The sequence below is a fragment of the Streptomyces sp. NPDC030840 genome (genome assembly GCF_055572015.1).
In genome coordinates this window covers 123,540-146,259 of record NZ_JBVIEE010000025.1, presented here as the reverse complement: position 1 = coordinate 146,259, position 22,720 = coordinate 123,540, and the positions used below count along the sequence as shown (strand labels likewise).

The 22,720-nt window shown below is 70.9% G+C and carries 20 protein-coding genes; 12 read left to right on the top strand and 8 right to left on the bottom strand.

Features of this window, described 5'->3' with window-relative positions:
* Positions 1-494, bottom strand: a 494-nt coding sequence (locus ACZ49J_RS37680; protein ID WP_467450619.1) for a biotin carboxylase N-terminal domain-containing protein, incomplete at its 3' end; no start/stop codon positions are given.
* A gap of 376 nt (positions 495-870) precedes the next feature.
* On the opposite strand from ACZ49J_RS37680, the gene ACZ49J_RS37675 reads away from it, so the two are divergent.
* Positions 871-1,428 carry a hypothetical protein gene (locus tag ACZ49J_RS37675; RefSeq protein ID WP_467450617.1) on the top strand — a complete coding sequence of 186 codons (558 nt, stop codon included), beginning with the start codon at positions 871-873 and terminating at the stop codon, positions 1,426-1,428.
* A 58-nt stretch (positions 1,429-1,486) separates the two neighbouring features.
* Here the strand turns inward: ACZ49J_RS37675 and ACZ49J_RS37670 are convergent, their stop codons facing one another.
* The 4 genes from ACZ49J_RS37670 to ACZ49J_RS37655 all read right to left on the bottom strand — a co-directional run bounded on the left by ACZ49J_RS37670 (position 1,487) and on the right by ACZ49J_RS37655 (position 4,273).
* Entirely contained in the window at positions 1,487-2,107 is a 621-nt protein-coding gene (locus tag ACZ49J_RS37670) for a Maf family protein (RefSeq protein ID WP_467450616.1), read from the bottom strand.
* A gap of 47 nt (positions 2,108-2,154) precedes the next feature.
* Positions 2,155-2,283, bottom strand: a complete 129-nt coding sequence (mmpB, locus tag ACZ49J_RS37665) for a morphogenic membrane protein MmpB (protein ID WP_467450613.1) — start codon at positions 2,281-2,283, stop codon at positions 2,155-2,157.
* Positions 2,284-2,439: 156 nt separating this feature from the next.
* Complete coding sequence (locus ACZ49J_RS37660; protein ID WP_467450612.1) at positions 2,440-2,649, bottom strand: acyl-CoA carboxylase subunit epsilon; 210 nt, start codon at positions 2,647-2,649, stop codon at positions 2,440-2,442.
* Positions 2,650-2,665: 16 nt separating this feature from the next.
* The gene (locus tag ACZ49J_RS37655) at positions 2,666-4,273 is read right to left on the bottom strand and encodes an acyl-CoA carboxylase subunit beta (RefSeq protein WP_467450610.1); all 1,608 of its coding nucleotides are present in this window, start codon (positions 4,271-4,273) and stop codon (positions 2,666-2,668) included.
* Positions 4,274-4,444: 171 nt separating this feature from the next.
* Between ACZ49J_RS37655 and ACZ49J_RS37650 the strand changes: the two genes are divergently transcribed.
* Together ACZ49J_RS37650 and ACZ49J_RS37645 are read left to right on the top strand one after the other, a co-directional pair.
* Complete coding sequence (locus ACZ49J_RS37650; protein ID WP_467450609.1) at positions 4,445-5,341, top strand: biotin--[acetyl-CoA-carboxylase] ligase; 897 nt, start codon at positions 4,445-4,447, stop codon at positions 5,339-5,341.
* Between the two features lie 491 nt (positions 5,342-5,832).
* The gene (locus ACZ49J_RS37645; RefSeq protein ID WP_467450607.1) at positions 5,833-7,053 is read left to right on the top strand and encodes an adenylate/guanylate cyclase domain-containing protein; all 1,221 of its coding nucleotides are present in this window, start codon (positions 5,833-5,835) and stop codon (positions 7,051-7,053) included.
* A gap of 103 nt (positions 7,054-7,156) precedes the next feature.
* On the opposite strand, the gene ACZ49J_RS37640 is transcribed toward ACZ49J_RS37645, so the two are convergent.
* A complete protein-coding gene (locus ACZ49J_RS37640; RefSeq protein ID WP_467450605.1) occupies positions 7,157-7,861 on the bottom strand; it encodes a hypothetical protein in 705 nt (234 codons plus the stop codon).
* Between the two features lie 194 nt (positions 7,862-8,055).
* Between ACZ49J_RS37640 and ACZ49J_RS37635 the strand changes: the two genes are divergently transcribed.
* From ACZ49J_RS37635 to hutH, 3 genes are all read left to right on the top strand, one after another.
* Positions 8,056-8,862 (top strand): enoyl-CoA hydratase/isomerase family protein, encoded by an 807-nt coding sequence (locus ACZ49J_RS37635; RefSeq protein WP_467450602.1) that lies wholly within the window; start codon positions 8,056-8,058, stop codon positions 8,860-8,862.
* Between the two features lie 120 nt (positions 8,863-8,982).
* Positions 8,983-10,143, top strand: coding sequence for a GGDEF domain-containing protein (locus ACZ49J_RS37630; RefSeq protein WP_467450599.1), 1,161 nt, complete (start codon positions 8,983-8,985; stop codon positions 10,141-10,143).
* A 99-nt stretch (positions 10,144-10,242) separates the two neighbouring features.
* Entirely contained in the window at positions 10,243-11,781 is a 1,539-nt protein-coding gene (gene hutH, locus ACZ49J_RS37625; protein WP_467450645.1) for a histidine ammonia-lyase, read from the top strand.
* Positions 11,782-11,868: 87 nt separating this feature from the next.
* Here hutH and ACZ49J_RS37620 read toward each other — a convergent pair whose 3' ends face one another.
* On the bottom strand, positions 11,869-12,216 hold the full coding sequence (locus ACZ49J_RS37620) for a hypothetical protein (RefSeq protein ID WP_467450597.1): 348 nt from the start codon (positions 12,214-12,216) through the stop codon (positions 11,869-11,871).
* 110 nt (positions 12,217-12,326) lie between these two features.
* Between ACZ49J_RS37620 and ACZ49J_RS37615 the strand changes: the two genes are divergently transcribed.
* The 6 genes from ACZ49J_RS37615 to ACZ49J_RS37590 all read left to right on the top strand — a co-directional run bounded on the left by ACZ49J_RS37615 (position 12,327) and on the right by ACZ49J_RS37590 (position 21,402).
* Positions 12,327-12,671 (top strand): hypothetical protein, encoded by a 345-nt coding sequence (locus ACZ49J_RS37615; protein WP_467450595.1) that lies wholly within the window; start codon positions 12,327-12,329, stop codon positions 12,669-12,671.
* Positions 12,672-12,883: 212 nt separating this feature from the next.
* The gene (locus ACZ49J_RS37610; RefSeq protein ID WP_467450594.1) at positions 12,884-14,149 is read left to right on the top strand and encodes a L,D-transpeptidase; all 1,266 of its coding nucleotides are present in this window, start codon (positions 12,884-12,886) and stop codon (positions 14,147-14,149) included.
* Positions 14,150-14,707: 558 nt separating this feature from the next.
* The gene (locus tag ACZ49J_RS37605; RefSeq protein WP_467450592.1) at positions 14,708-16,183 is read left to right on the top strand and encodes an ABC transporter permease; all 1,476 of its coding nucleotides are present in this window, start codon (positions 14,708-14,710) and stop codon (positions 16,181-16,183) included.
* Between the two features lie 49 nt (positions 16,184-16,232).
* Positions 16,233-16,916 carry an ABC transporter ATP-binding protein gene (locus tag ACZ49J_RS37600; RefSeq protein ID WP_467450590.1) on the top strand — a complete coding sequence of 228 codons (684 nt, stop codon included), beginning with the start codon at positions 16,233-16,235 and terminating at the stop codon, positions 16,914-16,916.
* 287 nt (positions 16,917-17,203) lie between these two features.
* Positions 17,204-20,524, top strand: a complete 3,321-nt coding sequence (locus ACZ49J_RS37595; RefSeq protein WP_467450589.1) for a S8 family peptidase — start codon at positions 17,204-17,206, stop codon at positions 20,522-20,524.
* Between the two features lie 107 nt (positions 20,525-20,631).
* Positions 20,632-21,402: a globin domain-containing protein gene (locus tag ACZ49J_RS37590; RefSeq protein ID WP_467450588.1), complete on the top strand. Its 771-nt coding sequence runs from the start codon at positions 20,632-20,634 to the stop codon at positions 21,400-21,402.
* A 208-nt stretch (positions 21,403-21,610) separates the two neighbouring features.
* Here ACZ49J_RS37590 and ACZ49J_RS37585 read toward each other — a convergent pair whose 3' ends face one another.
* On the bottom strand, positions 21,611-22,573 hold the full coding sequence (locus ACZ49J_RS37585; protein WP_467450644.1) for a helix-turn-helix domain-containing protein: 963 nt from the start codon (positions 22,571-22,573) through the stop codon (positions 21,611-21,613).
* Positions 22,574-22,720: the final 147 nt, after the last annotated feature.

The following is a 22,720-nucleotide window of genomic DNA, read 5'->3' as shown; positions in this document are numbered from 1 at the left end:
CGGCCGCCGCCGCCGAAGGCGGCCTTGATCGCGATCGGCAGACCGTGCTGCTCGGCGAACGCCACGACCTCCTCCGCCCCGGAGACCGGATCGGGGGTGCCGGCGACCAGCGGGGCACCGGCGCGCTGGGCGATATGACGGGCGGCGACCTTGTCGCCGAGGTCGCGGATCGCCTGCGGCGGCGGGCCGATCCAGATCAGGCCCGCGTCCAGGACCGCCTGGGCGAAGTCGGCGTTCTCGGAAAGGAAGCCGTAACCGGGGTGGATGGCGTCCGCGCCGGAGTCCTTGGCCGCCTGCAGCACCTTGGCGATGTCCAGGTAGCTGGTGGCGGGGGTGTCACCGCCCAGGGCGAACGCCTCGTCCGCCGCGCGGACGTGCAGGGCGTCCCGGTCCGGCTCGGCGTACACGGCGACGCTCGCGATCCCGGCGTCCCGGCACGCCCGGGCGACGCGGACAGCGATTTCGCCACGGTTGGCGATCAACACCTTGCGCACGATGGCTCCCTCTCCTTGAAACAAGCCGAGTTTAGGGACTGCCGACACGGCGTTTCGACCCGTCCTCAATGGTGAGCTTGCCCACACGGAGCGTGAGTGGAGGCTCGCTCAACCCGCGAAATCCCTTGTCGCACCGCACCGCGCAGGACTCCACCGGAAAACCCTAGCCCTCTGATGTGGTCAAGGTCTCTATGAAGCCGCGCTGCGCCACGATCGGTTTCTTTGTGGAATCCCTACTAATGGCCCAATGGTTCTTTGCCCGCGCGGGAACCCTTGTCCTCGGGTTTACCCGTTAGTAGCGTTCGCGATGTCCGGACGGTACTGGCGGTAACGGGCGTCGCGTGCTCCAGGCGGCGGACGGCACAGCGGAAATGGGGTGGGACCGGTGATACGGAGACCGGTGGCGGTGGTCACGGCGATCGTGCTCTTCGTGGAGGCGGGGGCCATCGCCTGGCTCAACTGGTTCCTCGGCATCGTGGTCGACCGCCAGGACATGTCCCTCGCCGGGCTCGACCCGGCCGCGATGTCGACCTCCTCGAAGGCCGGCGGCGTGGTCTTCGGTCTTTACTTCGCCGTGTGCGGTCTCGCCGCGCTGCTTGTCGCCCTGCGGGACCGGCCCGCCACCGGCGTCTGGCGCATCCTGCTGATCAGCGCGGCCGTCGTGCACGGCCTGCTCGGCGCGTTCGCCGTGGGCCTGGTGGGCTGGGGCGCGTTCGCGTCTCTGATGGTCGTGCTCGGACTGGTCCTGCTCACGCTGATGACGTACGACCGTCAGGCGGGCCCGGAGGGCGCGGTCCCCGAGGGCGACGCGGGCGGCGGTCCCGACGGCGGCGGGGGAGAGGGCCGGGCTCCCGGCGACGGCTCCTCCGGCGACAAATCCCCGGGCAACGGCGAACCCGCCCCGGTCACGCCCCCGGCGCCCAGCACTCCCTGACCGCGCGCCTGCCTGACCGCGCGCCCCCTCTGCCGGGCTCCCGGTCGCCGCGCTAGGGTCACCCCTCCCTGGGCGTCCACAACTCGGTGATGCCCACGCCCAGTTGGGCCAGCAGCCGCCGTACCAGCGGGAGGCTGATCCCGATGACGTTGCCGTGGTCCCCGTCGATGCCGTCGATGAACGGAGCCGAGCGGCCGTCGAGCGTGAAGGCCCCGGCCACATAGAGGGGTTCACCGGAGGCGACGTACGCGGCGATCTCCTCGTCGGTCGGCTCGCCGAAGCGGACCACGGTGGACGCGGTACCGGAGGTGTACCGTCCGCTCGCGGTGTCCCAGACGCAGTGTCCGGTCTGGAGGGTGCCCGCGCGGCCGCGCATCGACTTCCAGCGCGCGGTGGCCTCCTCCGCGTCCGCGGGCTTGCCGAGGGCCTCGCCGTCGAGGTCGAGCACCGAGTCGCAGCCGATCACCAGGGCGCCCTTGACCTCGGGTTTCGCCGCGACGACAGACGCCTTCGCCTCGGCCAGCGCGAGCGCGAGTTCGGCGGGGGTGGGCGCGGTCACGGCGTCCTCGTCGACGCCGCTGACGATCACTTCGGGATCGAGCCCGGCCTGGCGGAGCAGGCCCAGCCGGGCGGGGGACTGGGAGGCGAGCACGAGTCGGCGGCGCGGCTGATCAGTCATGCGGCCAGGGTATCGGCGCGGCCCGGGTCACCGCCGGGGGTGCCGTCTCACCTCACTCCGAGCACGAGCATCGCGAGGACCATGGCCAGTGCCACCAGGACACCGAGCCGCCGCATCATGTCCTGCGTGTCTCGCAGTTCCTTGGGCGGCTCGTTCTCGGGGTCGGACCACAGCATGTAACCGATGCTGCGGTAGCTCTCGTTCCGGCGCCTGAGTACGCGTACTCAACTTGCGCGGTCCGTGGGGACTACGCGGCCCCGGGCACGCGTGTCCCCGCGCGCGGCCGGGGCCGGGCCGCTGACGTCACGGCCCGGCCCCTTTCGAAGCGCGGTCTAGCCGGGCCAGTAGGTGCGTCCCCACGCCGTCGGCCCCGGCTGGGGCAGGCGGTGCGCCGCGATGCGCGAGGGGTCGGCCCAGGAGTCGCGGGGGCGGGGCGCGCCGGACGGCTCGGAGGCCGCCGCCGCGGCGCGCGCCCGGACCACCGCCAGTGCGGCGGCCAGCTCCTCCGGGGTCGGATTGCCCCGTACGACCTTGATCGTCATAGCAGGCTCCTGAGGCCTAGAGGGGGATGTTGCCGTGCTTCTTCGGGGGCAGGCTTTCCCGCTTCGTACGCAGGGAACGCAGGCCGCGCACGATGTGGGAGCGGGTGTCGGACGGGAAGATCACCGCGTCGATGTAGCCGCGCTCGGCCGCCGCGTAGGGATTGAGGAGCCGGTCCTCGTACTCCTGGATCAGGCGGGAGCGCACGTCCTCGCGCTTCTCCTCCGAGGTGGCGGCGATGGTGCGCCGGTGCAGGATGTTGACCGCGCCCTGGGCGCCCATGACGGCGATCTGGGCGGTCGGCCAGGCGAGGTTGAGGTCGGCGCCGAGGTGCTTGGAGCCCATGACGTCGTAGGCGCCGCCGAAGGCCTTGCGGGTGATGACCGTGATCAGCGGGACGGTCGCCTCCGCGTAGGCGTAGATCAGCTTGGCGCCGCGGCGGATGATGCCGGTGTGCTCCTGGTCGACGCCCGGGAGGAAGCCGGGGACGTCCACGAAGGTGATGACGGGGACGTTGAAGGCGTCGCAGGTGCGCACGAACCGCGCGGCCTTCTCGGAGGCGTCGATGTCGAGGCATCCGGCGAACTGCATCGGCTGGTTGGCGACGATGCCCACGGGGTGGCCCTCGACGCGGCCGAAGCCGGTGATGATGTTCGGCGCGAACAGCGGCTGGGTCTCGAAGAACTCGCTGTCGTCCAGGACGTGCTCGATCACCGTGTGCATGTCGTACGGCTGGTTCGCGCTGTCCGGGACGAGCGTGTCGAGCTCGCGGTCCTCCTCGGTGAGGGAGAGGTCCGCCTCCTCCGGGAACGCCGGGGGCTCGGAGAGGTTGTTGGACGGCAGGTACGACAGCAGCTGCTTGACGTACTCGATGGCGTCCTTCTCGTCGCCCGCCATGTGGTGGGCCACGCCGGAGGTGGAGTTGTGGGTGCGGGCGCCGCCCAGCTCCTCGAAGCCGACGTCCTCGCCGGTGACCGTCTTGATGACGTCGGGGCCGGTGATGAACATGTGCGAGGTCTGGTCGACCATGACCGTGAAGTCGGTGATGGCGGGGGAGTAGACCGCGCCGCCCGCGCACGGGCCGACGACCAGGCTGATCTGCGGGATCACACCGGAGGCGTGGGTGTTGCGGCGGAAGATCTCGCCGTACATGCCGAGCGCGCTGACGCCCTCCTGGATACGGGCGCCACCGGAGTCGTTGATGCCGATGACCGGGCAGCCCGTCTTCAGCGCGAAGTCCATCACCTTCATGATCTTCTGCCCGAAGACCTCGCCCAGCGCGCCGCCGAAGACGGTGAAGTCCTGCGAGAAGACGGCGACCGGTCGGCCTTCCACCGAGCCGTAGCCGGTGACGACACCGTCTCCGTACGGACGGTTCTTCTCCAGCCCGAAGTCGGTGGAGCGGTGCTGGGCGAACTCGTCGAACTCCACGAAGGAGCCTTCGTCCATAAGCAGTTCGATCCGCTCACGGGCCGTCAGCTTGCCCTTCGCGTGCTGCTTCTCCACCGCGCGCTCGGAGCCGGCGTGCGTCGCTTCATGGATGCGGCGCCTGAGATCCGCGAGCTTGCCCGCGGTGGTGTGGATGTCGATCTCTTCGACCGTCTGGCGCTCTTCCGGCTCGGACATCGGGATGCGGCTCCCTGCCTGCTCAATGGGGACGTGAGGGTGACGTGCTCAGTGATGTGCTCGGCGATTACTCAGTGACGTGCTCAGAAGTGTGGATGGCTACTCATCCGTAGCGTAGTGCTGGGCCTACGGTTCGGCAGTGCGGCGTTGACCACACCTAGGGTGGGTTTCATGACCCCGAGAGATGCATCAGACGCGTACGACGACGGCGGCCAGGGCGAGGGTCCGGGTGGCGGCCGCTGGTCCGATCTGGGCCGCCCTCCCCTCAACGGGACCGCGCTGCGCCGCGCGCTGGTGCGCGCGGGCGGGCTGTGGTCCGGGGTGGACGTGGTGCAGCGGACGGGGTCCACGAACTCCGATCTCGTGGCCCTCGCCGAGGCGGGCAAGGCGGCCGAGGGCGCGATCCTCGTCGCCGAGGAACAGAACGCGGGCCGCGGACGTCTGGACCGGGTCTGGACCGCCCCGCCGCGCTCCGGCCTCTTCTTCTCGGTGCTCCTGAAGCCGGCCGAGGTGCCCGTGCGGCGCTGGGGCTGGATGCCGCTGTTGACCGGGGTGGCGGTGGCGACGGGCCTGTCCCGCGCGGCCGGCGTGGACACGGCACTCAAGTGGCCCAACGACTTGCTGGTGACGGTGGGCGGCGACGAACGCAAGGCCGGCGGCATCCTCGCCGAGCGCGCGGGCGCGGACGGCGTGGTCGTCGGCATCGGCATCAACGTCACGCTCGGCGAGGAGGAGCTGCCCGTGCCCACCGCGGGTTCCCTCCTTCTGGCGGGCGCCGCGAACACCGACCGTGACCCGCTGCTGCGGGCCGTTCTGCGCTCGCTGGAGCAGTGGTACGGCAAGTGGCGTGAAGCCGGAGGCGACCCCGCCGTCAGCGGCCTCCAGGAGACGTACGCGGCGGGCTGCGCCACCCTGGGCCGCACGGTCCGCGCCGAACTTCCCGGCGACCGGTCGCTCGTGGGAGAGGCGGTCGCGGTGGACGGCGACGGGCGCCTGGTGCTGGCCACGAGGGAGGGCGTGCAGGAGCCGGTGGGGGCGGGCGACATCGTCCATCTGCGACCCGAGTGACTGGTGGGACGGCTGGGTACCCGGAGTGGCCCGGTGAACGCTGAGGACGATCAAGTCGTACGACCCGGGGGAACCCCCGGCCGACCAGCCGGGAGGGGGCGCCGGCGCACGACAACGGAGGGGGTTTAGGTGTAACGGCAAAGGAGTGAGCCGACGCACACCTGCCGTGCTGTGTTGACCCGGGGGTAACCCCCGGACCCCTAGCCGGGACGGGGTCCTGGCGTATGGCAAAGGAGTGAGCCGACGCACACCTGCCGTGCTGTGTTGACCCGGGGGGTAACCCCCGGACCCCCAGCCGGGACGGGGTCCTGGCGTATGGCAAAGGAGTGAGCCGACGCACACCTGCCGTGCTGTGTTGACCCGGGGGTAACCCCCGGACCCCTAGCCGGGACGGGGTCCTGGCGTACGGCAAAGGAGTGAGCCAGCGCACACCTGCCGTAGAGTTGAGGCCGGTCGATACCTGGCCGTGACAGATCGGAAGGGCAGCAGGCGTGACCGTCGACGACACGGGCTCCGGCACGGGTGCACACCCCGCTCCCGACGGTGATCCGGACCGTACCGCCGGGGCTCCCGGCGACGCGTCGGCCGACCGGGCCGAACCGCGGGGGCGGGTGGACGCGACGCACCGGTCCGACGGGCAGGGCGACGAGCCCGCCGAGAACCCCCTGGCACTGCGCATCGAATCGCTCATCCTCGGCGCCGAGCGCCGCTACACCCCGTTCCAGGCGGCCCGCAGCGCCGGCGTCTCCATGGAGCTGGCGTCCCGTTTCTGGCGGGCCATGGGCTTCGCCGACATCGGCCAGGCCAAGGCGCTCACGGAGGCCGACGTGCTCGCCCTGCGGCGGCTCGCCGGTCTCGTGGAGGCGGGGCTGCTCAGCGAGGCGATGGCGGTGCAGGTGGCCCGCTCGACCGGTCAGACCACGGCCCGGCTGGCCGAGTGGCAGATCGACTCCTTCCTGGAGGGCCTCACCGAGCCGCCGGAACCGGGCATGACGCGCACCGAGGTCACGTATCCCCTGGTGGAGCTGCTCCTGCCGGAACTGGAGGAGTTCATCGTCTACGTCTGGCGACGCCAGCTCGCCGCCGCGACCGGCCGCGTCGTGCAGACCGCCGACGACGAGGAGATGGTCGACCGGCGCCTCGCGGTCGGCTTCGCGGACCTCGTCGGCTTCACCCGGCTGACCCGCCGCATGGAGGAGGAGGAACTGGGCGAACTCGTCGAGGCCTTCGAGACCACGGCGGCCGACCTGGTGGCCGCGCACGGCGGCCGGCTCATCAAGACCCTGGGCGACGAGGTGCTGTACGCGGCCGACGACGCGGGCATCGCCGCCGAGATCGCGCTCCGGCTCATCGAGACCATGGCGAACGACGAGACGATGCCCGAACTGCGCGTCGGCATCGCGTTCGGCACGGTGACCACCCGGATGGGTGATGTCTTCGGTACGACGGTGAACCTGGCCTCACGGCTGACGTCCATAGCCCCCAAGGACACGGTCCTGGTGGACTCCGCGTTCGCCGAGGAGGTCATCCACACCGGTGACGCCCCAGCCTCCGAGGCGGAGGCCGCCGAGGCCGCGGCCGCCGCCGAGAAGGAGGGCGAGGAGCCGCCGTCCTACCGCTTCGCGCTCCAGCCGATGTGGCAGCGGCCGGTGCGCGGGCTCGGCGTCGTCGAGCCGTGGCTGCTCACGCGCCGCGCCAACCCGCCCGCCTAGCGCTCGGCCGAGCAGGCCGGCTCTGTCCCCGGCGCCGTCCCCGCTGCCCTCCCCGGGCGGACGCGCCCCGCGGCGGAGCCGCATGACGTGGCAGCCCCGCGCCCTAATGACCTCGGGCCCGCTCCTCGACAGCCAGGGGCGCGCCGACACACACCCCGATGACCGGGACGCATGCGTCCCGGTCATCCTGCTCGTCCGGCTCATCCCGCTGGTCCCCCTCATCCCGCTGGTCCCCCTCATCCCGCACGTCCGGCCGGTCCGGCAACGGAGCCCGGGCGGTCGTGCTCGGCGCGGGCCGGGACGCGGCGGATGCGGTGGCCGCCGGGGCCGGTGCGTCGGCGGTGACGGGGGCCGTGGGGAGGCCGGCCGAGTCGGCGGACCGGTCCGTCGCGGCGGGGACCGGCGACCTGACCGGTGACGACGGGACCACCACCGTCGTCGCGCCGGAGGGCGCCCCGCTCCCGGCTCCCGGCACGGCGGTGGCGCCGGGGCCCGCCGCACCCGCCGGGGGTGGTGCGGCGCCCATTGTCGCCGCCGCGTTGGCCGTCCCCTCCGGGACGCCGTCGGAGGCGGCCCTCGGCTCCGTCTCCGTGGCTCCGGTGCCGCCCGGGCCGACCGACTCGGGCACCAGTCGCGCGAGACTGAGCGCCCCCGCCGCCAGGGCGAGCCCGCCCACCGCCAGCAGCGTGCGTCGTGGCCGGGGCTTGCGGTGCCGTCCGCGGGCGGGGCGCGCGCGAGGGCGATCGGGCAGGACGTCGGCCCCGGCCTCGGCGTCCCGTGCCGCTGCCCTGGTGGCGGTCTGTGTCATGGCCCGTTCCTTCCCGAAGCGCTCCGCGCCCCGTCGCGCTGTGCGTGCGCACGGTATGCGCCCGGGCGGAACAGGAGGTGGGAGACGGAGGGGATGTCACCCGATCGGGGTGACCCGTCCGCACTTCCCCCGAGGGGAGCGGGCTGCGATGATCGGGGACGTCGGAAGTTAACCCGCGTTAACCGGAGGGCGTCATGGTGGAGCAAGGGGACGAGCGGCGTTTCGGGGAGTACGTCGTCGTGCGGCGGCACGGCCATGTCGCGGAACTCGTCCTCGACCGGCCCAAGGCCATGAACGCGGTCTCGACCGACATGGCCCGCTCGATCGCCGGCGCCTGCGAGGCCCTCGCCGCCGACCGGGACGCCCGCGTGGTCGTGCTGACCTCCACCCATGAGCGTGCCTTCTGCGTGGGCGCCGACCTGAAGGAGCGGAACTCGCTCAGCGACGCCGACCTGGTGCGTCAGCGGCCCGTGGCGCGCGCCGCGTACACGGGCGTCCTGGAGCTGCCCATGCCCACCGTCGCCGCCGTCCACGGGTTCGCGCTGGGCGGCGGCTTCGAGCTGGCGCTGTCGTGCGACGTGATCGTGGCGGACCGTACGGCCGTGGTGGGGCTGCCCGAGGTGTCGGTGGGGGTGATCCCGGGCGGGGGAGGCACGCAGCTGCTGCCGCGCCGGGTCGGGGCCGCGCGCGCCGCCGAGCTGATCTTCACCGCGCGGCGCCTGGAGGCCGTCGAGGCGCGGGAGCTCGGGCTGGTCGACCAGTTGGTGGACGAGGGGGAGGACCGTACGCGGGCGCTGGACCTCGCCGCCCGGATGGCCGCCAACTCGCCCGTCGGCCTGCGTGCCGCCAAGCGCGCCCTGCGTCTCGGGCACGGGCTGGATCTGCGGGCGGGGCTGGAGGTCGAGGACGCGGCGTGGCGGTCCGTCGCGTTCTCGGGTGACCGGGCGGAGGGCGTGGCGGCGTTCAACGAGAAGCGGCCGCCGGAGTGGCCGGGCGAGTAGGAGGGTGGACGGCGGCCCGAACCGCGCACGGCCCGAACCGCGCACGGCCCGTCCGTACGGCTGGCCACGGCTGGCCATACCAATACCCCGAAACGCCACAAAACTACCTAGCCTGGAGTGATGGGTGAGGACAAGCGGTTGCGGGCCGTGGTGGCGCTGGCGCAGGGGATGGCCGCCGCGCACACGCCGCGGGAGGCGTGGCACGCCGCGGCCTCGGGCGCGTGCCGTGCGCTCGCCGGGAGCTTCGCCGCGCTGTCGGTGTGGGAGCGCGACCTGGGCAGGCTGAAGGTGCTCGTCAACGTGGGGAAGCTGGCCCCGGACGAGGAGGAGTTCCCCGACGGCGAGTCCTACCCCGTGCACCAGTTCCCGGAGATCACGGAGTTCCTGCACGAACGCTGGGCGGGCGGGATCGGGCCCAGCGCCTGGGTCGAGACGGTCGAGGGCCCGGACGGGCGGCCCGACGCGGACCTCTACTGCCACCAGCGCGTCGCCGCTCTGCGCCGGCGCGGCCGGGGCTGTTGCGTGATCGCCCCGGTCGTGCTGCACGGGCGCGCGTGGGGCGAGCTGTATGTCGCGCGTCCGGCGGGCGCGGCGGTGTTCCGTACGCGGGACGCGGAGTTCGCGACCGTGCTCGCGGCCGTCGTCGCGGCCGGGATCGTACAGTCCGAGCGGCTGGAGGAGGCCCGCAGGCTGGCGTTCACCGACCCGCTGACCGGGCTCGCCAACCGCCGTGCCGTCGATGTCCGGCTGGGTGAGGCGGTGGAGCAGCACAAGGCCGACGGGACGGTCGTCAGCCTCGTGGTCTGCGATCTGAACGGGCTGAAGCGGGTCAACGACACGCACGGGCACGCGGTCGGCGACCGTCTGCTGGAGAGGTTCGGGTCGGTCATGTCGCTGTGCGGGGCGATGCTGCCGGGCGCCCTGGCGGCGCGGCTCGGCGGCGACGAGTTCTGTCTGCTGGCGGCCGGGCCCGAGGCGGACGAGGTGGTCAAGGTCGCCGACGAACTCTGCCGCCGGGCGGCGGAGCTGGAGCTCGGCGAGGGCGTCGCCTGCGGGGTGGCCTCCACGCAGGACCCGATCGGTGCCGTACGGTCGCCGCGGCGGCTGTTCCGCCTCGCGGACGCCGCGCAGTACCGGGCGAAGGCGGAAGGCTCCCCGAGACCGGTCGTGGCGGGCCGTGCGGGGCCGGACGACCCGGTGGTCCGCCTCGCCGACCGGCCTCCGGCCGCCGACGCGGCCTCGGGGGAGCGGCGCCGCATCCGCGGACGCCGACCGGAGTGAGCTCCTTGGGCCGCCCCGCTTTGTAAGGAGCTCTTCCCCGAACCGGTCGTGACATTCGGCGATTCAGTCCCTACGATCCTGAATATGGATATGCACTCTGTGGACCCGGTGGTGCTCGGCACGTCCGGTGTCACCACGGCCGACGTCGTCGCCGTGGCGCGCGGCGGCGCCCGGGTCGAGCTCTCCGAGGAGGCCGTGGCGGCGCTCGCCGCGGCCCGCGACATCGTGGACGCCCTCGCCGCCAAGCCGGACCCCGTCTACGGCGTCTCGACCGGCTTCGGCGCCCTCGCCACCCGGCACATCAGCACGGAACTGCGGGCTCAGCTGCAGCGCAACATCGTCCGCTCGCACGCCGCCGGCATGGGCCCGCGGGTGGAGCGCGAGGTGGTCAGGGCGCTGATGTTCCTGCGCCTGAAGACGGTCTGCTCGGGGCACACGGGCGTGCGGCCCGAGGTCGCGCGGACCATGGCCGACGTGCTGAACGCGGGCATCACCCCGGTCGTCCACGAGTACGGCTCGCTGGGCTGCTCCGGCGACCTCGCCCCGCTGTCCCACTGCGCCCTCACGCTGATGGGCGAGGGGGAGGCCGAGGGCCCCGACGGCACCGTACGGCCCGCCGGAGAGCTGCTCGCCGCCTACGGCATCGCCCCGGTCGAACTCCGCGAGAAGGAGGGGCTCGCCCTCCTCAACGGCACCGACGGCATGCTCGGCATGCTGGTCATGGCCCTCGCCGACCTGGAGCTGCTCTACCGGTCCGCCGACGTGACGGCCGCCCTGACCCTGGAGGCCCTGCTCGGCACGGACAAGGTGCTCGCCCCCGAGTTGCACGCCATCCGCCCGCACCCCGGCCAGGGCGCCTCGGCCGCCAACATGCTCGCGGTCCTCAAGGGGTCCGGCCTGACCGGCCACCACCAGGAGGGCGCGCCCCGCGTCCAGGACGCCTACTCGGTGCGCTGCGCTCCTCAGGTCGCGGGCGCCGGCCGCGACACGATGGCCCACGCGCGCGCGGTGGCGGAGCGGGAACTGGCCGCGGCGGTGGACAACCCGGTGGTGCTGCGCGACGGGCGCGTGGAGTCCAACGGCAACTTCCACGGCGCCCCCGTGGCCTACGTCCTCGACTTCCTCGCCATCGCGGCCGCCGACCTCGCCTCGATCTCGGAGCGCCGCACGGACCGCCTGCTCGACAAGAACCGCAGCCACGGGCTCCCGCCGTTCCTCGCGGACGATCCGGGCGTCGACTCGGGTCTGATGATCGCCCAGTACACGCAGGCGGCCCTGGTGAGCGAGATGAAACGTCTCGCCGTCCCGGCGTCGGCCGACTCCATCCCCTCCTCGGCCATGCAGGAGGACCACGTCTCGATGGGCTGGTCCGCGGCCCGCAAGCTCCGCACGGCCGTCGGCAACCTGGCCCGCGTCCTGGCCGTCGAGCTCTACGCCGCCACGCGCGCCATCGAGCTCCGCGAGGGCCTGACCCCCGCCCCGGCCTCCCAGGCGGTGCTGGAGGCCGTCCGCAAGGCGGGCGTCGGGGGGCCGGGCCCGGACCGCTTCCTCGCCCCCGACCTGGCCGCGGCCGACGCCTTCGTGCGGGAGGGGCACCTCGTCGCGGCGGTGGAGCCGGTGACGGGGCCGCTGGCCTGAACGCTCGGTGACTCACGGGGGCCGCGGGCGTGTGACGCACCGCGGCCCTCTGTACGGGTTTCCGCGTACGGGCAGAGGACCCGCGGGTCAGGAGAGCGCCGTACGCTCCCGCCGGACCGAGTACGCCACGAAACCCGCGCCCAGACCGAGGAAGAGGGTGCCGCCGACGAGGTACGGCGTGGTGTTGGGGCTGCCGGTGTCGGCGAGTTGGGTCCGCGCGCCCGTGGACCGGGAGGAGTCGGAGGTGGTGACCGCGTGCGTGGACGTCTCGGTCGTCGTGTCCGTGCTCATGGTCGTCAGCTGTCGCTGCTCTGTCGCGTCCTGGGTCGCGTTGGCGGACGGAACGAACCACAGGGCGGCGAGGAGGGTTCCCGCGGCGGTGGCGGTCAGCAGCGTTCGACGTGCGGTGGACGACGATCGACGTGCGGCGGACACGAAATATCGATCCCCTTGTGGAGCTGGCGAATTGGCCGTGTGGGGCGATGTTAGTGAAAGGCGCGGGTCACGGGAAAGTCACGGGAGGTGTGAGACGTACCCTCCCGCCTATGAGCACTTCAGAGACATCACAGTTCATCCGGCTTCGGGTGGAATTGGTGGTCGAGGTCGAGAGCGCCGGCGCCCTGACCAAGGCCGCGCAGGACCGGATCGAGTCCGACGTCGATATGGCGGCGGACGAACGGGTACACGCCGGGAGCGCGGTGACGCGGGACACAGCGGAGGCCCTCGCGTACCTCGTCGACCCGTTCGACCTGGTCAACGAGGTGCCCGGGGTCGATCTGGCCCAGGCGTCCTGGAGCAGTGAGCAAATCGACTACGACCCTGATTCGCCTGATTGGGGCCTGGACGAGGATGATGTGCACGAGGACGACGAGGAACACGGGACCGGCTGACGCGCCGCGGGTGAGATTCACAGCCCCGGGCGGCAACCGCCGCCCGGGGTTCTGTCGTCTCATGAGGCGCACTGACCACCTCAGCACCAGTCAGCCGGTCGTGGACCGAGCGTGGTGTGCCCCACACATCCGCGGGATGTGGAACGGGAGGAACCGGTCGTGGCGTTTGAGTCCGTACGGGGATTTCTCTGGGCTTTGGGGATTCGGCAACGATGGAGAAGCGTGTGATGACGAACAGTAGGCGGCGCAAGGGCCTCGCGGTCGCGTCCGCACTGCTCGGCGGGGTGTTGGTGCTCTCTGCGTGCAGCGGAGGCGACGACAAGGCATCGGGTTCCGGCGGCGGTGACACCTCACAGGCCAAGGCCGACGAGGCGGCGGCCAAGAAGACCTCCGTCGCCGAGATCAAGATCACGCCGAAGGACGGCTCCGACAACGCGTCCATCAACAACGCCGCCAAGGTCACCGTGGCCAAGGGCACGCTCACGTCCGTCAAGATGGAGACCGAGGACGGCACCGCCGTCGCCGGTGAGATATCCGCGGACAAGAAGAGCTGGGCGCCGAGCGGTCAGCTGGAGCGGGCCACCCAGTACAAGATCACGGCCACCGCCGAGGACTCCGAGGGCCGCGCGGCCCACGAGAACGCCACGTTCACCACCGTCTCGCCGAACAACAGCTTCCTCGGCTACTTCACGCCGGAGGACGGCTCCACGGTCGGTGTCGGCATGCCCGTCTCGATCAACTTCGACAAGGCGATCACGAACAAGGCCGCCGTGCAGAAGGGGATCACCGTCTCCTCCAGCTCCGGCCAGGAGGTCGTCGGCCACTGGTTCAGCCCGAACCGGCTCGACTTCCGGCCCGAGGACTACTGGAAGGAGGGCTCGACCGTCACGGTGAAGCTGGCGCTCGACGGGGTCGAGGGCTCCAACGGCGTGTACGGCGTGCAGCAGAAGACGGTCTCCTTCAAGATCGGCCGCAACCAGGTCTCGGTCGTCGACGCGCAGACCAAGCAGATGAAGGTCATGCAGGACGGCAAGGTCATCAAGACCATCCCGATCTCCGCCGGTTCGCCCGAGAACAAGACGTACGAGGGCAAGATGGTGATCTCCGAGAAGTTCAAGGAGACCCGGATGAACGGCGCGACGGTCGGTTTCACGGACGACGACGGCAAGGGCGAGTACGACATCAAGGACGTGCCGCACGCCATGCGTCTGTCGACGTCCGGCACCTTCATCCACGGCAACTACTGGGGCGCCAAGTCGATCTTCGGCAGCGTCAACACCAGCCACGGCTGCGTGGGCCTCTCGGACACCAAGGGCGCCAACGACCCGAACACGATGGGTGCCTGGTTCTACAACAACTCGATCATCGGTGACGTCGTCGTGGTCGAGAACACCGGCGACAAGACGATCGCCCCGGACAACGGCCTCAACGGCTGGAACATGGACTGGGCGGCCTGGAAGGCGGGTTCGGCGGTCTGAGGCCGGCTTCGCCGGACCGAGACCGATTTCCCGACGACGGCGGCACGGGCCCTTGGAGGCCGGTGCCGCCGTCGTCGCGTCTGCCGGGTTCCCGCGGGTATCCGGGTGCGGGGCGTGGATGGGCTGGTCGCGCAGTTTCCCCGCCCCCTGAAAACCGGCCGGGCGAGCCCGTGCTTTAGGGGCGCGGGGAACTGCGCGCCAAGCCGCAACGCGCCCGCTGCCGCGGCCTTTAGGGGTGCGGGGAACTGTGCGACCGGCCGCAACGCGCTCGCTGCCGTGGCTTTCAGGGGTGCGGGGAACTGTGCGACCGGCCGCAACGCGCTCGCTGCCGTGGCTTTCAGGGGTGCGGGGAACTGTGCGACCGGCCGCAACGCGCCCGCAGCCGTGGCTTTCAGGGGTGCGGGGAACAGCGCGCCAAGACACAACGCACCCGCAGCCGCCCACAGACAGAAGAAGGCGGACGAGACGCACCGGCCACCCAAGCCCACCCCCAGCCTTCTCATCCAGCTCTTATGGCGGCCTTATCCGTTCATCACGGGACGTCCCTAGCTTGCCGCCATGTTCCTCACCTACCTGAGGCGCGAACTGCGCCGCCGCAGAAAGGCGGCCCTCGTCGTCGCCTCCGGGCTCGCGTTGGGTATCGCCCTCGTCATCGTGGTCAGCTCCGTGTCCTCCGGGATGGAGAAGGCGCAGGGCAAGGTCCTCCAGTCGCTGTACGGACTGGGCACGGACATGACCGTCACGAAGGCCGCCGAGGCCCAGTCCGACCAGAACCAGGGGCCCAGGTTCGAGTTCGACGCGCGGAACGACGACTCCGACGAGGAGCAGAGCAGCGACCGAGTGATGGTCCAGGGATTCCAGACCCTGGCGGCCTCCACCGTGAGCAAGGTCGGTGCCCAGAAGGGGGTTTCCGACGCCGTCGGCGGGCTCAGCCTGCGGGTGATCAAGGTGAGCGGGCAGTTCCGGCAGGGCGAGTTCCAGCAGGATCCGGGACAGGGACAGAACGGCGGCGGCCAGCCGGGCGGCGGCCAGGGCGGCCAGCCCGAGGGCCGCGTCCAGGGCGGCGGCGCCGACTTCCAGGTCAACAACTACTCCGTGTACGGCACGGACGTCACCCAGCCGGCCCTCGGCCCGCTGACCTCCTCGAAGATCACCAGTGGCCGTACGTTCAAGACCTCCGAGACCGACGCCGAGGTGGTCGTCGCCGACAGGTCGTACGCCAAGGAGAAGAAGCTCGCCGTCGGTGACAGCGTCACCATCAAGGGCACCAAGTTCAAGGTGATCGGCATCGCGACCCCGGACAGCGGGGACGCCGCCGCCAACCTCTACATCCCGCTGAAGCAGGCCCAGACACTGAGCGACTCCAAGGACAAGGTCACCACGATCTACGTCAAGGTGTCGGACTCGCAGGCGATCGATTCCGTCAAGTCGGGCATCCAGAAGAACGTCCCGGGTACGACGGTCACCACCTCCGCCGATCTCGCCAAGACCGTCTCCGGCTCCCTGTCCACGGCCTCCGACCTGGCCTCCAACGTGGGCAGGTGGCTGTCCCTCGCGGTGCTGGTGGCCGCGTTCCTCGTCGCCGGACTGCTCACCTCCTCGGCCGTCTCCCGCCGCGTACGGGAGTTCGGCACCCTCAAAGCGCTGGGCTGGAAGTCCGGGCGGGTGACCCGGCAGGTCGTCGGCGAGGCCGTCGTCAACGGGCTCGTCGGCGGAGGGCTGGGCATCGCGCTGGGCCTCGCGGGCGCGTACGTCGTGACCGCGATCAGCCCCACCCTTGAGGCGCAGGTGGGTGCCTCCGGCGGTGCTGCGGGCGGCGGCCCCGGTGGCGGCGGTCCCGGCGGTATGGGCGGCGGCTTCCGGCAGCAGGCGGCCACCGACGCCCTCAAGGTCGCGCTCACCGCACCCGTCAGCCTCTCCACCATCGCCCTCGCGGTCGGACTCGCCGTCACCGGTGGCCTCGTCGCGGGCGCCTTCGGCGGCTGGCGTGCCTCCCGGCTGCGTCCCGCCGACGCCCTCCGCCGCGTCGAGTAGCCGGCGCCCCGACGCAGCAGACCCCCTTACGTATCCGAGGAGTTGCACGATGTACGAACTCAGAGGCGTCACCAAGCGCTACACGCGGGGCAAGGACACCGTCGACGCGCTGGACGGCGTCGACCTGACCATCGCGGACGGGGACCGCCTCGTCATCCAGGGGCCCACGGGCGGCGGCAAGTCCACGCTGCTCCAGATGCTCGGCGCGCTCGACAAGCCCACCGCCGGAAGTGTCGAACTCGACGGCACGGACCTGGCGAGGCTGTCCGAGGCGAAGCTCACCAGGGTGCGCAGCGAGAACATCGGGTTCGTCTTCCAGAGCTTCAACCTGATCCCCACGCTCACGGCCCAGGAGAACGTCGAGACGGCGCTCGTACCGCTCGGCGTGAGGACGAGGGAGCGGCGTGAACGGGCCGCCCAGGCGCTGGAGTCGGTCGGGCTCGGCGAGCGGCTCAGGCACCTGCCGTCGGAGATGTCGGGCGGTCAGCAGCAGCGCGTGGCCATCGCCCGGGCGCTGGTGAAGCAGCCGAAGGTGCTGCTCGCGGACGAACCCACCGGCAACCTCGACGAGTCCATGCGCGACGAGATCATGGACGTCCTGGAGCGCCTGTGGAAGGAGCACGGGCTCACGTTCGTCATGGTCACCCACGACTCGTCGATCGCGAAGAAGGCCCCGCGCGTCGTGACGATCCGCAAAGGCAGGGTCACGGTGAAGGAGAAGGAGGGGGCCTGAGGAGCGGACCGGGGCGCGTGTGTGAGGACTGGTCGGTGTGCGTGACGCGCACGCCGGTGCGCACACCGGCGGGGCTCGGTTCCCTGTCAAGCATTCAGTCATTTTTGGAGCACAGGTGTAACGAAACCGTCAACTCTTCACAGAAGTCTCTCTATTGAGCACGCGTCAGCCCCCCGTCATACTTCTGAGTACGGGGGGCGTACGCATGCGTGTGCGGAGTTTCCCCCGGCCGGGCGAACTGCTGAGTCGCCCGGACTTCAGCTCCAGGGGGAGATTTGCGCAGACAAATGAAGAGAGCGAGCACGGCTTCGATCGCCATGGCCGCGGCCGTGGCACTCGCGGCGGGCATGACCAGCCCGGCGTCCGCGGAGCCCGACCTCGCGACCAGCTCGAAGGCGGCCGACTTCTCGGCCAAGCACCGCATCACGCTGATCACCGGTGACCGTGTCGTGGTCGACGTGAAGGGCAAGCCCGTCGGCTTCGAGCGCGCGAAGGGCCGCGACGGGATCCCCGTCGAGGTGCGCAAGGCCGACGGCCACACCCTCGTGATACCGGCGGACGCGGCCCGCCTGATAGCCGGCGGCAAGCTGGACCAGCGGCTGTTCGACATCACGGAGTTGAGCAAGTCCGCGAGCCGCAAGGCCCAGAAGAAGGGCCTGAAGGTCATCGTCGGCTACAAGGGAGCCGCCACGGGGGCCCGCGCCGACGTCCGCGACGCCGGTGACACCACCGTCCGCCGCACCCTCAAGACGCTGAACGCCGACGCGGTCCTCACACCGAAGGACGACGCCACCGAGCTGTGGAACGCGGTGACCGACACCGACGGCACCACCGCCTCCGGCATCGCCAACGTCTGGCTCGACGGCGTCCGCAAGGCCAGCCTCGACAAGTCCGTACCGCAGATCGGCGCCCCCAAGGCGTGGGCCGCCGGCTACGACGGCAAGGGCACCAAGATCGCCGTCCTGGACACCGGTGTGGACACCACCCACCCGGACCTCAAGGACCAGGTGATCGAGTCCAAGAACTTCACCGCGGCCGCGGACGCGAGCGACAAGTTCGGCCACGGCACGCACGTCGCCTCCATCGCGGCGGGCACGGGCGCCAAGTCCAACGGCAAGTACAAGGGCGTGGCCCCGGGCGCGAAGATCCTCAACGGCAAGGTCCTCGACGACAACGGCTCCGGTGACGACTCCGGCATCATCGCCGGCATGGAATGGGCCGTCGCGCAGGGCGCCGACGTCATCAACATGAGCCTGGGCGGCGGCGACACGCCCGAGGTCGACCCGATGGAAGCGGAGATCAACAAGCTCTCCACCGAGAAGGGCGTCCTCTTCGCCGTCGCCGCGGGCAACGACGGCGAGTGGGGCGAGCAGACCATCGGCTCCCCGGGCACCGCCGCCTCCGCGCTCACCGTCGGCGCGGTCGACGACAGCGACAAGCTGGCGTCCTTCTCCAGCACCGGTCCCGGTCTCGACGGCCAGATCAAGCCGGACGTGACCGCGCCGGGCGTGGACATCACCGCCGCCTCGGCCAAGGGCAGCGTCATCGAGCAGGAGGTCGGGGAGAACCCGGCCGGCTACCTGACGATCTCGGGCACGTCGATGGCGACCCCGCACGTGGCGGGCGCGGCGGCGATCCTGAAGCAGCAGCACCCGGACTGGACGTACGCCGAGCTCAAGGGCGCCCTCACGGGGTCGACCAAGGCGGGCAAGTACACCCCGTTCCAGCAGGGTTCGGGCCGTATCCAGGTGGACAAGGCCATCAAGCAGACCGTGTTCGCCGAGCCGGTGTCGGTGACGTTCGGTTTGCAGCAGTGGCCGCACACCGATGACACGCCGGTCACCAAGCCGGTGACGTACAAGAACACCGGCACGCAGGACGTCACCCTCGACCTGTCCGTGGCGGGCACCAACCCCAAGGGCCAGGCGGCTCCGGAGGGCTTCTTCACCCTCGCCAAGAAGACCGTGAAGGTCCCGGCGGGCGGCACGGCCTCCGTCGACCTGACGGTCAACACCAAGCTGGGCGGCACCGTGGACGGCGCGTACTCCGCGTACGTGACGGCGACCGGTGGCGGCCAGACCGTGCGCACCGCCGCGGCCGTGCAGCGCGAGGTGGAGTCGTACACCCTCACGTTCAAGACGATCGACCGTGACGGCAACCCGGCCGTGAACTACGGCATCAACCTGGCGGGCATCTCCGGCCTCGCCCAGGAGAAGTGGTACAGCCCGTACGACGCCTCCGGCACCGTCAAGGTCCGTGTGCCCAAGGGCGGTTACATCCTGAACTCCTCGTTCTACGCGGACCCGGAGGACTTCACCAAGGGCGCCGACTGGCTGGCCCAGCCGAAGATGTCCGTGACCAAGAACGCCACGATCACGCTGGACGCCCGCAAGGCCAAGCCGGTCGACATCACGGTGCCCGAGTCGGGCGCCAAGTCCCAGTTCGCGTCGGCCGACTACACGGTGGACGTGGCGAACGGCAGCTACTCGTTCGGCTGGTGGCTGGACTCGTACAAGGGCTTCCGCACCGCCCACCTCGGTCCGCAGATCACCGACGGTTCGCTGTACCAGCAGTGGGACGGCCACTGGACCAAGGGTGACAAGACCGAGTACGACGCGGTCAGCGGCTCCAAGGTCAAGCAGCTCGCCACCGGCTACACCAAGCACTGGAAGAAGAGCGAGCTGGCCACGGTGAAGGTCAACCTCGGCGCTTCCAGCAGGGACAAGGAAGGCTCCGTCATGGCCTGGGGCTACCTGCCCGGCAGCGGCGGTGCCTCGGCCATCGGCATCCCGCAGAAGCTGCCCAGCACCCGGACGCTGTACCTGTCCTCCACGGGCGGCGTGAAGTGGGGCCTGGACTTCGAGCAGACCGGCGGGGTCGACGCGGACGGCTGGCCGATCGTCGAGGCGGGCTACACGCTCGGTGCCGCGCAGACGTTCAAGGGCGGCAAGACCTACGAGAAGACCTTCAACACCGCGGTCTTCGGTCCTCGCATCGGCGGCTCCTACGGCGTCACCCGCGACGGCAACACCATCTCCGGTTACCTGCCGATGTTCGCCGACGGCAAGACCCACGCCGGAAGCTCGCTGTACACGTCCGTGAAGTCGACGCTGTACCGCAACAGCACGAAGATCATCGAGAACGACGACGCCCTGGAGGGCGGCGGCGAGTTCAAGGTCCCGGCCGGTGAGGCCACCTACAAGCTGACCACGTCCATCAAGCGGTCGGTGAAGGTGTCCGCGGCTTCCACGCAGGTCAACGCCAGCTGGGAGTTCAAGTCCAAGAAGACCGCCTCCGAGACGAAGCTCCCGGTCGCGACCGCCCGCTTCAACGCGCCGGTCGACCTCTGGAGCCGCGCTCAGGCGGACAAGAAGGTCACCTTCCCGGTCACCGTCCAGGGCGCGGCCGCGGGCAGCAACCTCAAGTCGCTGACCGTCTACGTGTCGTACGACTACGGCCAGAAGTGGACCAAGGTCAAGGTCGTCAACGGCAAGATCACCGTCAAGAACCCGGCGAAGGGCAAGGGCATCTCGTTCCACGCCAAGATCGCCGACAAGAAGGGCAACAAGTCGACGGTGTCGATCTACAACGCGTACTACGGCAAGTGAGCCGTACGACCGCGGTGAGCGGGCGCTGAGGTTCGCCGACCGCTGATCCGCGGGACGGCCCGCCGGAGGATCTCCTTCCGGCGGGCCGTTCGTGTTTGTGTGGACGTATGACCACATCGACCGTGGAGTACATCCGTTACCGGATCCCCGAGGACAGGTCGGCGGAGTTCCTGGCCGCCTACACCAAGGCCGCGGCTCAGCTGGCGGTGGCACCACAGTGCGTCGACTACGAGCTGTCCCGCTGCGAGGAGGACTTCGAGCACTACGTCCTCCGCATCACATGGACCTCGACCGAGGACCACCTTGAGGGCTTCCGGAAGTCGGCACTGTTCGAGGACTTCCTCGCCGAGATCCGGCCGTACGTCGCCCACATCGAGGAGATGCGCCACTACAAGCCCACCGTCGTACGCGGCACGGGCGCGGCCGTGCCGACGCTGTACGCCTGGGCGGGCGGCACCGAGGCCTTCACCCGGCTCACCGAGGTCTTCTACGGCAAGGTGCTGCACGATGACCTCCTGGCACCGGTGTTCGAGGGGCTGGCCCCCGAGCACGCCGAACACGTCGCGCTCTGGTTCGCCGAGGTCTTCGGTGGGCCGTCCGCCTACTCGGAGACCCGGGGCGGCCACGGACACATGGTCGCCCAGCACATGGGCCGGGGCATCACCGAGCCGCAGCGCCGCCGCTGGGTCAACCTCCTGCAGGACGCCGCGGACGAGGCCGGCCTGCCGACCGACGCCGAGTTCCGCTCGGCCTTCGTCGCCTACGCCGAATGGGGCACGCGGCTCGCCGTGTACTTCTCGGGCCCGGACGCGGCACCACCGGCGGAGCAGCCGGTACCGAGGTGGGGGTGGGGGGTGACGCCGCCGTACCGGCCGTGAGGGCGGCACGGGCGTTGTGGTGCGAGGGTGCGGAGAGTGCGCGCGGTGGGGGCGCGTTGGCGCGACGGGCGGCGCGCCTGTGCTCTTGAGGGGCGCGGGGAACTGGGCGAGCTTTTGAGGGACGCGAGCTTTTAGGGGGCGCGGGGAACTGCGCGACAAGCCACAACGAACCCGCAGCCGCCCACTCACCGCGACAGGGCAGACGCGACTACTCCCGCCGGCCGGCCCCAGGGCGCCCAAGCTCGGACGCGCTCCGGCCGGAGGCCCGCGCGTCCGAACCCCAGCTCGCCAACAGCCGCAACGCCTCCGCCGAGGGCGACCCCGGCTCCGCGTGGTACGTGACCAGCGACTGCTCGCCGTCGTCCGGCAGCCGGAACGTCTCGAAGGAGAGGGTGAGCTCGCCGACCAGGGGGTGCCGCATCCGCTTCACCCCGTGGCCCTTCTCCTTGACGTCATGCGTGGCCCACAGCCGCCGGAACTCATCGCTCTTCACCGAGAGCTCCCCTACCAGGGAGGACAGCCGCGGGTCGTCCGGGTGGCAGCCGGCGTCCATGCGCAGATAGCTCACCATGTCGGCCGCCTTGGACTCCCACTCCACGTACAGCTCGCGGTACTCGGGCCGCAGGAACACCAGCCGCGCCCAGTTCCGCTCGTGGGCGGGCAGCTCCGACCAGTCCCCGAAGACGGCCGCCGCCATCCGGTTCCAGACGAGGATGTCCGAGCGCCGCCCCGTGATGTACGCGGGGACGCCGTCCAGCGTGTCCAGCAGCTGCCGCAGCGAGCCCCGCACCTGCTGCGACCGCGCCGACGGCTTCTTCTTGTGCGCCTTCGGCTTCGCGAGATGCGTGAGGTGGGCATGCTCGGCGTCGCTCAGCCGCAGGGCGCGCGCGATCGCGTCGAGCACCTCCGCCGAGACGTTGCGCCCGTTGCCCTGCTCCAGCCGCGTGTAGTACGCCACCGAGACGCCCGCCAGCTGTGCGAGCTCCTCCCGGCGCAGCCCCGGAACCCGGCGGTGCCGGCCGAAGTCCGGCAGCCCCACGTCCTCCGGTTTCAGCCGGGCACGCCGGGTGCGCAGGAACTCGCTGAGCTCGGCCCGCCGGTCCAGGGTCTCCCCGGCGTCACCGGCGGGCGCCTGGGTGGCGGCCGGTACCGCCCCGGACCTCTCCTCCATACCGTCCATACGTCAAGTATTCACGGTCGTACGACGGGGAGCCTGACCCCGCCGGTGGTAGGACCGGCGAACGTACGCAGAACCGTGATCTGGGTGAACCTCGCCCGCTGCGACAGGCTGGAACCCGTACCCGGCCGGAAGGCAGGC